At 42.9% G+C, this 9,669-nt stretch carries 11 protein-coding genes and 1 rRNA gene; all 12 read right to left on the minus strand.

Features of this window, described 5'->3' with window-relative positions:
- Nucleotides 1-417: CRISPR-associated protein Cas4 (locus K4A83_RS20635; RefSeq protein WP_265266586.1), on the minus strand; the 417-nt coding region annotated here is incomplete at its 3' end.
- Nucleotides 418-580: 163 nt separating this feature from the next.
- Complete coding sequence (locus K4A83_RS20640) at nt 581-931, minus strand: hypothetical protein (RefSeq protein ID WP_265266587.1); 351 nt, start codon at nt 929-931, stop codon at nt 581-583.
- Between the two features lie 18 nt (nt 932-949).
- Nucleotides 950-1,330, minus strand: coding sequence for a papain fold toxin domain-containing protein (locus tag K4A83_RS20645; protein WP_265266588.1), 381 nt, complete (start codon nt 1,328-1,330; stop codon nt 950-952).
- A gap of 193 nt (nt 1,331-1,523) precedes the next feature.
- Complete coding sequence (cas5, locus tag K4A83_RS20650) at nt 1,524-2,204, minus strand: CRISPR-associated protein Cas5 (protein ID WP_265266589.1); 681 nt, start codon at nt 2,202-2,204, stop codon at nt 1,524-1,526.
- On the minus strand, nt 2,204-3,064 hold the full coding sequence (gene cas7i, locus K4A83_RS20655) for a type I-B CRISPR-associated protein Cas7/Cst2/DevR (RefSeq protein ID WP_265266590.1): 861 nt from the start codon (nt 3,062-3,064) through the stop codon (nt 2,204-2,206). Before cas7i ends, cas5 begins: the two co-directional genes overlap by 1 nt.
- Before the next feature lie 69 nt (nt 3,065-3,133).
- Nucleotides 3,134-4,609, minus strand: coding sequence for a type I-MYXAN CRISPR-associated Cas8a1/Cmx1 (gene cas8a1, locus K4A83_RS20660; protein ID WP_265266591.1), 1,476 nt, complete (start codon nt 4,607-4,609; stop codon nt 3,134-3,136).
- A gap of 15 nt (nt 4,610-4,624) precedes the next feature.
- The gene (gene cas3 / locus K4A83_RS20665; RefSeq protein WP_265266592.1) at nt 4,625-6,874 is read right to left on the minus strand and encodes a CRISPR-associated helicase Cas3'; all 2,250 of its coding nucleotides are present in this window, start codon (nt 6,872-6,874) and stop codon (nt 4,625-4,627) included.
- The gene (gene cas6, locus K4A83_RS20670; RefSeq protein WP_265266593.1) at nt 6,852-7,535 is read right to left on the minus strand and encodes a type I-MYXAN CRISPR-associated protein Cas6/Cmx6; all 684 of its coding nucleotides are present in this window, start codon (nt 7,533-7,535) and stop codon (nt 6,852-6,854) included. Before cas6 ends, cas3 begins: the two co-directional genes overlap by 23 nt.
- Before the next feature lie 66 nt (nt 7,536-7,601).
- Nucleotides 7,602-7,943, minus strand: a complete 342-nt coding sequence (locus tag K4A83_RS20675) for a HepT-like ribonuclease domain-containing protein (RefSeq protein ID WP_265266594.1) — start codon at nt 7,941-7,943, stop codon at nt 7,602-7,604.
- On the minus strand, nt 7,930-8,235 hold the full coding sequence (locus K4A83_RS20680; RefSeq protein WP_265266595.1) for a nucleotidyltransferase family protein: 306 nt from the start codon (nt 8,233-8,235) through the stop codon (nt 7,930-7,932). The genes K4A83_RS20675 and K4A83_RS20680 overlap by 14 nt, the downstream gene beginning before the upstream one ends.
- A gap of 139 nt (nt 8,236-8,374) precedes the next feature.
- A complete protein-coding gene (locus tag K4A83_RS20685; protein ID WP_265266596.1) occupies nt 8,375-9,352 on the minus strand; it encodes a helix-turn-helix transcriptional regulator in 978 nt (325 codons plus the stop codon).
- 200 nt (nt 9,353-9,552) lie between these two features.
- Nucleotides 9,553-9,669, minus strand: a 5S ribosomal RNA gene (rrf, locus tag K4A83_RS20690).

A 9,669-nucleotide genomic window follows, 5' to 3' on the forward strand; every position in this document is an offset into this window, starting at 1 on the left:
ACGGTAGGGCATACCGGAACTCACGCTTGGGGAGAGATTCCCTCTGGCTTGGTTGGATACGTCCTGCCAAGTTAAGGAAACTCGTTGAACCAAGAATCCCTCGCTTTTAGCGATGGGAGTGTCAAGTTCATAGGGAATCGTCTTTCCGTCACGACTCCGCAGTGCATCCACCCGTCCCCGTAACCCCAAGCATTCATCCTCCAAATACAAATCTTGCCATTCTTCTCCCTCTTCCAACTCAATCCCTTCATGGAGTCGTCGTCCCGCAAAAACTGCCGCATCTTGGGTATAAAGTTCTTCCACTTCTTCCAAGTAGAAAAGACGGGGACAGTAGGCGAAAGCATGAAGGGAACAAACCCGCAAGGTTTCGGGTGCAGGTTGTAGAACATTGCTTAGGTCTAAATCGATAGCTTGCATAGTCATCCTTTAATCACTGGTAGATTACTTGATGACTAATCTAACCCTGCAACCCGGTAAAAAATGTTCCGACTTGAAGAATAGTTTTGACTTTAATTTGAACTAATTTTATTAATCCTGAAATGTTGGGTTTCGCTGTCGCTCCACCCAACCTACGATTTGACTAACCTTTCAAACTAGCACAACTAAACTGTTCAAACAACTCAAAAAATAACTCGAAGGCTAATCTCTCATCATCTACTTGAGATAAAATAATATTTTCCCAACCTTCAGACGACTTGACATCATATTTTTCTTGTATCCATTTCTGGAATTGAGAAAATTGTTTTTCTTGTTGTGTTAATTGTAATCCCAACTCCCCTCTAGACATACCGTAACCTAATAAAAGCATTTTCAAACGAGTTAAAGACACTCTTCCTAAATACATCCCAGGACGTTGTTTTATTCGTTCTAACAAATCATAGAGATATTCTTCGGTGTTTTTATTGTTGTTATTTTTTTCTACATTTAACATAGCTCAATTCCTTATTATTTAAAATTCTTCTTCAATAACCACTAGCTCTTGTCCTAAATGGATTTTACCAAAAAACTGAAAATTAGCTAACCATTCTCTTTTAGGTGTTCCATTAGGATGATGATTGTCAAAAACCATTTCAACACGATCTACAGTGATTAAAACTCCTTCATGATATCCTGTTTCTGAAATGGCATCACCTCCAATACTATCATCATAAATAAAACAATTGCGATAATCTAAATCAGCTTGTGTATTTATCTTAATGATTTTGCCTTTGATTCCTAGTGATTTTAGATACTTTTTTAGAGCTAAAGCACATTCAACACAATATAAATTAGGATAACTGCTAGCTATTTGGGCTAATTTATTTCTTTGTTTTGATGTTAAATGCTTCATTAAAATATAGCGTTAATAAACGCGATGGAAATTTTCGTAGGGCGTGTCAGCCCTTAAAAATTAAAACCAATCTTGTTAACTATGAAATGTTGGGTTTCGCTGTCGCTCCACCCAACCTACAATTTAACGCGCAAGAGTGAAATCAAATGAATTCAGTGCTGAACAAAACACCAAACTCCTTTTCGGGATAACTTCATCTCTTTTGGGTTCGTTTTTGGCTGGACTTAGCCTTACCCTCCACAGTAGGAACTTCAATGATAGTCCAACAATTCTCATTCAACTCTCCAGATTCATTCAAACTGAAGCGTTGAAATCTTCCTTGGGTTGTTTGACGATCAATCCAAATCGGCAAGGCAATTAAACCCCGATTATCTTTCTCTAGCCATTGAATATTACCATCTTCTGGACGATAGGTTCTAATGCCATTAATTAACGCCCAAGATTCCCCTAAAGATAACCCACCAAAACGACTAATTTGTTCAGGAGTGGATAAGGCAATGCTCACCCGTTCATCGAGTTTAACTGAGGCAGACTCTGCACTAGAATCAATTTTGAGGGCAATCTTTACCTCCGTGACAATCTCTTGAAAATTAGGTTTAGAAAACTGACTGGTTGGATAAATCCCTTTGTGCGTTTTACTAAACTTATGATGTCGTTGTTTGCGAACAATCTGAGAAACCGTAGGAGTTTCTCCAATCAAACCAACGGCTAATTTGACCCCCAAATGTGCCGTTAAATCTGTTTCTCCGACAAGGGATAAGAGAAACCCATAGAGGGTGGAAGGAGGAGGATAGAGATAGGTTTCTCGGTAGTCTCTCGCAAAGCTACGCGGGAAGCTAGTACAAGGACATTCAAGATAGAGTAAATCACTCATTAAACCCTTGCCTCCGATTCTAAACGTTTTTGAGCGGAACTAATCGCTTCCTTGATGCCTCGGCACACTGTCACCCCTAAACTTTGGAGTTGTTTTCCATAGGGAGTATCGGCAATTTCACCCGCTACAATTAATTCCGAGGGGGCAATATCTCCCACTTCAACTAAGCGAATTAAACGAGGACATCCCACAGACTCACCCACTCGTTCAAAACAGTTCATAATCCAAGGACTAGGATCTTTGGTGACTCGCAATACTAAGGATTCTGGACGAAATTCATATAAAAATCGAGCATGATTTCCTCCGACGTGCTGAATGGCAGGAATGGCTTTTAATAACATTTCAGCCCGTTTCTGGTCTTTTAAACTATTGGGAGTTAAGGCTAAAGTGTACTGGTAAGCTGTACAGTGAACTTCTGTATTGTGAATCGAAGTTTTACCCTTTTCTCCCCCTTTTGAACCAAAGACAATATCACCCCAGTAGGGGTCTAAACTAATCGCTCGACTGACTTCTAATACGCCTCGCCGTTTCGTGGTAGCATCTTTGTTATCTTTGTCTTTTTTGGCATCCATAAAGCCAAAAAGGTCATCATCAATGTATTTTTTAGGGTCATATTTCTCGTTTTTAATCTCATATTTGTCCGTTTCAGGATTAAACGTCCGATTGACCTGTTCAGGATAAAGATTCTGTAAACATTCCCGATAACCCCAACGAATAGCATCGGCGCTGACAGTGGTATATTGGTCATTACCGCGAGTAATTTTTTGGAGGGTGGATAGGGTACTACCATCTCCTTCTCCTCGGTTATTAGCAGCAATGGCGGTGGGGGTAACGATGGTGACAAAAAGATGTTGAGTCATGTTATTTCTCCTTATAGTAAGGTAAGTTTGTACAGAGGTGAGACAGAAATTTAACGATTCCTTTTAGGTTTAAATTTCAGCTTCAAAGCCTTCTTCAGAATCATCTGTGGTCAGGGATTCATCTAAAACTTCTTCGGGAATTTCTGGTGTGCCATCTTTCCCTTTTCCGGTGTAACTGGCAATGGCAAGTAGAGCTAAATCCCGGGCTTTTTTCCAATTATTATCTTTATGCAGCCACTGATAAATCTCTGCGCCAACACCTCGCGTCGCTTTACTACGATGACGACTTAAAAAGTCAACAGTTGTTTTAGCAAAGTCCTGTTGGGTGCTAGGACGTTGTAAGCGCGTAATAATTTTATTGGTGACTTGGGGATAATCGAGTTGACGACCTTGTTTGTTCGCTTGTAAAATTTGCTCCCGTAAATAGCTACTAAATGCCCCTTGTACGGCATCAAAAAAGGTCTGTTCTAAGGTATCTAAGTATTGACTCATTTTGACCAATCCTTTGCGTTCATAGAGTTTGTTTTGTTTGTAAAATTCGTAAAAGCCGGAATACCAGGGCTTGCCGAGAATAAGGTTGTCGCACAGCCAAGGTAAAACTTTAGAGATGGCTAACCAGGTTTCTCCTTTCTCATTTTTACGAATTTGCGGATGGAAAAATTGAAAAGCTGAGTTGTAGAGGTTTAAGATTTCATCATCTACTTTAACACGAAATACGGCTTGTTTCAAGTAGTTTTGACTTCCATCCCATTGTTGTTTTCCCAGTTGATAAACTTCACAATAGTTTATGCGAAATCTTTGGTTATCTTCCAGAATTTTCTCCTGCAAGAGAAAGCGTAAACCCGATTCTCCCGCACTACTAGAGCGAAAATCTTGGTAGGTTCTGCCGGATGATTTTTGTCGTTGTTTTACCCATTGCTTGAGGTTTGTTACTTCAGGAATAACGACGGCAGAACGAAAGCCAGACAGTTGATAGTAGTGACAAGCTAGGGGGAGAAAAACCAGTGAAATAAAGTTTTCGGGTGATTCTTGATAAGCCCCGTGAATGAAACATTCAACTAAGCCGGGAATGTGGTGTCCTTTGAGGGGAATTTGGGGTTTAAATGCTCCTTTGGTGGTGAAGGCTTCTTTAAAGTCTCGGGTATAGTAACAGTCCTCCAGAAGACGAAAAGAACGGGTAATTTCTGCGTCATCAATGGCAAAGCTTAAGAGTTGGGCTTCTTTGCTTTGTTTGCGTTGTTTGCCATGTTGGAGAAAGGTGGTGACAACGCCTTCGGTAAAGGTGTATTTTCCTTGGTAATCCAGTTTTAAGGCAGGAACATTTAAGTAACCCTCTTTAATCTGATAGGTGTGTTGGACGAGACTGAGGAAGGCATCGCGATCGCACCCGTCCCAATTCAGATGTACTTGATCCTCTGTAACCCGCCAAGTGAACGGCACTTGCTGGGAATCAATGGAGTCTAAAGCCAAGGCTAAACCTGCAATTCCAGCCCGATGGACTAGGAGGGTATTGGGGTTAAAAATTGATAAAGTGAAGCTTGTCATTTTCCTAAATAGACCTCAATTTTTTGTCGCGCCAAATTCTGATGAATAGTCCCATTTTTGGGTGGGTGCAAGGGGATAAAGTTTGTATTTCTTCCATGCTTTCATTTCTTTAGACTTTATGGGAATGGGAACGGTATAGCGAGGTATTTGTTTCCTCCCCAATATTTTAAGCATGGGCAAATCTTGCTCTAGTAAAACCGTAGCGTTAAAGCTAGCTTTACGGAGAGACGTAGAATAGGTTTGCCATGTTTTATCCAGTAAAACAGAGTCCGTTTCCGGTTGACCTTGAACCGCTATATTTTCCAACCATTGGGCTAAATCTCTTTGACAAACGTCTCCGGGGAAGGATTGAATGAGTTGTAAACCTTGATTGAGTTCTTCCGATGAGTAGGGATAGCCAACTTTCTCATCTGGATAAAATAGGGCATCTAAAGGACGACCACAATAGCGACGATTTAAACGACCTAAACGTTGAATGAGTCCTGCCGGATTTGCTACTTGACTTACTAACAACGTTGCGGAAAGATCAAGGGACATTTCCGCCACTTGGGTTGTAATGGCTAAAACCGGTTCCTGGTGTTCCGGTTTAAAAGCACCGACTACAGCGCGATGATGTTGTACTCGGTCTTCATAGCGAAAGCGACTATGGTATAAAAGCGCGTTCAGTCCCCTCTCTCGCGCTTCCTGATAGACGGAAATGGCCGTGTTGACCTGATTACACACCCAGAGGACTTTCCCCCCCTTTTCGAGTTCTTGGGTCACTCTTGACCAGTCCATCTGTTCGCTATAGTGGAAGCGATAACGGGGTTGGGTTTCTAATTCTGGAGGACCCGAAATGATGTCTAGAGGTTCACCTACGGCATCCTGAAGGGCTGTCCGTTGCCAAGGGAGGAAGGATGCAGACATGAGGAGGATGGGGGCTTTAACGACCTCTAGGAAGCGCAATAATGCCCCAAAGAGACGTTCATCGTAACAGTGAACTTCATCGAAGACAAAAGCGGCCTGCGCGATCGCCGGAAAACAATAAATGGGTCTACGATTACATTGGAGCAACCCTAACACCGTGTCCACAGTACAAATAATCGCCTCACGACCCCAAGCTTGAAAAGACTCTAACTTCAAAGCTACTTCATTGTTAACCGTCTCTCCCGCTTCCTCTTCTTCCCCCGTGGTAGCCATGGCTAAGTCCACATCAGCGCGAGAATGGAGCAAAATAGAGTCTACCTGATCATGAACATAATCTAAAAAGCCTTCCGTACTGGTTCCCGTTGTGGGATAGCAAAAGATTAGTTTTCGTCCCAAAGCTTTAGCCCTTGCCCAATTATAAGCCCCTAATGTTTTCCCTGTACCACATCCCGCTTGGGCCAGGGTCACTCGGGTAGAAGTTTCCGCTAATTGAATTTGAAACGGCCGTAAAGTTTTCCCCTCTAATCGCCCTGCAATGACCTGATCTAACTTAGCTTCATCAAGTGTCCGTTCTACCTCTTCTGTAATCCATTTGTGGATGGATAAGTTAGTATTGGGAATCGCTGAACCAACCGCATCTCCGGCAATAACTAAAGCTTTGATAACAGCTAAAAATACAGGATTAGGTTGCCATTGTTCTTCAAAAAATAATTGGATATCCCCCCGTTTTTGTTTGATAGTAGACACAGACCAAGATTCAGAGGGTTTTTGACTGAGAGTTATTTTAGGAGGCAAACCTAAAGCTTTTATACCATATTTTAACAAAGGACGAAAATAGGGATGATATTGAAACTTTCCATGGATTCGAGTGACAGCATAAAGAAGTAAACGATCCTCTCCACTCTGACGAATTTCTCCGAACTCATCCGTTACCTTTCCTTTTTTTCCTCCTAATTTAAGATGGTGTCCACCCCCAGCTACTAAAGCGGTGAGAAAATCGCCATCTCCTTGTTCTAACCATTCTCGAAACTCCCAAGCTAATAACACAGATGCCACTTCATGACGGATCATTTGAGGTTCATGAAGAGGATTCCTTTGCTGTCTAACCACTTGTTGAAAATGATGGTTTGCCTTGCCCCAATCATGGAGATAAGCCGCTTTCCGAACCGTGGATTTAAGGAAATTGAACGAATAGTTTAAATCAAATTGCTGGAGTAATCGATCTCCTAAAATATCCACTAACGTGCTGACTGCATTAACCACATCTGCCGTATGTCCCACCAAACTATAAGACCCCTTCCACTGTCCAGCTTTAAAGGATTTAGCTAATAACAAATTAGGCTCTAATCTCGTTTCCATGATCGACCTCCTGAACCGGATAAAACCACCCACAACCAAAATGTTTGCGTCCCCCTAAACCCATCCCTTGCAACTTGAGAGAATCTTCGGGATTTAATCCTTCGACTGTCACACCATAACCCAGAACATTTTTGCCATGAATTTTGATTGCTCGTTGGGCTAAATTTCCCTGATCATTACTATCAATATAAACCTGAGCGTTGATGTCTAATTTTGCTAATCTTTTTTGACAAGATTCTAGAAAATACACGGGGGCTTCGTTACTATTCCAATTGTCTAAACGAAAGGTGACTAAGCGCGCTTTTAGGATTTCACTCGCTTGGGGTAAAGTAAGACGGGGTTGAATAAAGCGGATTAAGTGACCTCTAATATCTAAAACTTGGTTCTGGAGAATGCGATACCATTGGGCAGCATTTTCTGCGGGACAACGTAAGCGAAACCGAGCATTTTGATTCAGATAAATAATCCCATTTTGATTGGGAATTCCGGCAATACTACAAATCAATAAATCTGGGGGTAAGTTGCGCTCTATCAAGAATTCCTTCTGTTGCTCAGAGTCTAGAGACTGTAAGTATTTTTTGAGGGCAGAATAGAGAGCGTAACCGTGATCTGCGGGTAAAGTTTGTCCTCGCAGAGAGAATTGAACTTCTAGAAAATTCATGGTTAACTACAGATGTGTTGAATAAAGTTGTGCAGGGGGCGAAAACCAAAATGACTCTGGGAACTCTCAATCTCTTGTTGTGATCTCAATTAAATTTTTAGTGAGTGTTGGTAAATCTTGAGTAACCACTTGCCAAACGATATCAAGATCCACATTGCCGTAATTATGAATTAGGCGATTTCGCATACTGACAATGGCGTGCCAAGGAATGGTAGGATATTGACGACAATCTTCTTTGGGAATTTGACTGGCTGCTTCCCCTATAATCTCAAGTAAGCGAACGATAGCAAGATTTAAAAGGCGATCGCTATCAAGGTCTTGACGGGTTTTGGATTGCATAATGGTTATGGCTTCTTGAGCGTGGTTTAACATATCCCGCAATCTTTCCTTTGTTCTAGGGTTTGGCATACTGAAGTACGGCCTCGGCTAAAACTTTTTCCCTAATTTGAGGACTCAGAAAACCGACAGTATTTAAGTCCACTCGACATTGCAAAATTTCGCTGAGTTCATCTTGTAGCTCAAAAAATGCTAATCCCGGAATTTGATCAGGTTCAAACTCGACCAGAATATCTAGATCACTATCTAGAGTAAAATCATCTCGCAAAACAGAGCCAAAAATGTACAGTTTGCGAATATGATGACGTTGGCAAAAGGGTTGGATTATTTCTGGGGAGAGTTGAAGCCTTAATTGCTGTCTCATGGTGACAATTCCTCCATTTTTTTAAAAAACTTTAGGGTAGGTGGGCATTACCCACCTTAAAGATTAACAGCGAGTTTTAATGACCCGCCATTGATTTTATCCAAAGGAAAAAATCCCATCTGAATCACTATTTATCCCTCTAGCCTCCTAACAAATCGTAATGTTGCATCATCCCCTCTAGTTCTGCCTTGACTAAGGCCACTAATTCCGGTGGTTCCTTGACCTTTGCACCCTTGCCATACCCCAACACCCACCGCTTGAGGTCGTTGAGGCCAGAAGCTACTAAATGCAAGGTGAGGGAACCGTCAGGGTGTTCGGTAATTTCTTGGGTAACGTGCCAACGACGCTCTCGGATAAAGGGTGCTGTGGCCGCATCAAACCAGATCGCAATGGGTACAGGATGCCCTCCGACTTCGTGCTGAAAGATTTTTTCGAGATAGGTCTTGGGATCAAAATTGGGGTCACGTTCAAAGGTTTGGTCAAGGAGGCGTATGTCTTGAATGCGGTCGATACGAAACCAGCGTATGTCCTGACGTTTGTTGCAAAAGCCAATGACGTAGGGGTTTGTGCCGCGATAGACATGGAGGAGATAGGGGTCAATGATACGTTCGGATTCTTGGTTACGGGTGGCGGCATAGTAGCGAAGCCAGACTTTTTGGCTTTTGTGACAGGCCTCTATTAATTGCGCCCAAATTTCGGGGTTGAGGTTGGTTTCTGCACCACTGCGAAAGATGATCCGTTCATCGGCGAGTTGCTGCAAGTTAATCCAGGTTTGTTCGGGGAGACGTTCTGAGAGATGCTGAATGGAGGAGCGTAATTCGGGTTCGTAGGCGGATCCGGCATAGGCTTCTAGCATCCTTGCACCGAGGATGAGGGCAAAGAGTTCCCCGTGACTGAGGGCGATGCTGGGCAGTCTCCAGTGAGGGTCTGTGTAGTGCCAGCCTTGGGGTTTGGTGTATTTGATGGGGGCGGATAGGCGATCGCGCAAAAAAGCCAAATCATTGCGGATGGTGCGATCGCTCACCTCCAGACAGTCTGCTAACGTTTGACTGGTAGGCCGTTGACTAGAGCGGATCAGGTTGTCCAGCTCTAGCAAACGTTCTAAATGGCGGGACATTGCCGACTCCTGAAAGAAAAGACAAGTCCATCATAAACCTCCAACCCGGTAAAATCCTTTCCGGGTTCAAGCCAGCTTTAACGAAAACGAAAAGGCCTGACATCCTCCCGAAGCCGACGCAGGGTTTCCAAGCTAATCACAGCCCAAAACTAAAAACGCCCCACTGAACAAACAGTAGAGCGTTTTGAGTTAAAAATTAGGCCTGGCAAGGAGCGATTGTCCCAAGAGGCAACCCTCAAAGTATCGTAGCCGCGCCAACGTTTCACAACCGAGTTCGGGAAGGGATCGGAGTGGGGCCGAAGGGCTAAACTCACCAA

The sequence above is a fragment of the Spirulina subsalsa FACHB-351 genome (assembly GCF_026130165.1).
Lineage (GTDB): Bacteria > Cyanobacteriota > Cyanobacteriia > Cyanobacteriales > Spirulinaceae > Spirulina_A > Spirulina_A subsalsa_A.

Excerpts from the sequence above, each read along its gene's own strand:
- K4A83_RS20640 (WP_265266587.1), bottom strand. The coding sequence starts at position 931 with ATGTTAAATGTAGAAAAAAATAACAACAATAAAAACACCGAAGAATAT.
- K4A83_RS20645 (WP_265266588.1), bottom strand. The coding sequence starts at position 1,330 with ATGAAGCATTTAACATCAAAACAAAGAAATAAATTAGCCCAAATAGCT.
- cas5 (WP_265266589.1), bottom strand. The coding sequence starts at position 2,204 with ATGAGTGATTTACTCTATCTTGAATGTCCTTGTACTAGCTTCCCGCGT.
- cas7i (WP_265266590.1), bottom strand. The coding sequence starts at position 3,064 with ATGACTCAACATCTTTTTGTCACCATCGTTACCCCCACCGCCATTGCT.
- cas8a1 (WP_265266591.1), bottom strand. The coding sequence starts at position 4,609 with ATGACAAGCTTCACTTTATCAATTTTTAACCCCAATACCCTCCTAGTC.
- cas3 (WP_265266592.1), bottom strand. The coding sequence starts at position 6,874 with ATGGAAACGAGATTAGAGCCTAATTTGTTATTAGCTAAATCCTTTAAA.
- cas6 (WP_265266593.1), bottom strand. The coding sequence starts at position 7,535 with ATGAATTTTCTAGAAGTTCAATTCTCTCTGCGAGGACAAACTTTACCC.
- K4A83_RS20675 (WP_265266594.1), bottom strand. The coding sequence starts at position 7,943 with ATGCCAAACCCTAGAACAAAGGAAAGATTGCGGGATATGTTAAACCAC.
- K4A83_RS20680 (WP_265266595.1), bottom strand. The coding sequence starts at position 8,235 with ATGAGACAGCAATTAAGGCTTCAACTCTCCCCAGAAATAATCCAACCC.
- K4A83_RS20685 (WP_265266596.1), bottom strand. The coding sequence starts at position 9,352 with ATGTCCCGCCATTTAGAACGTTTGCTAGAGCTGGACAACCTGATCCGC.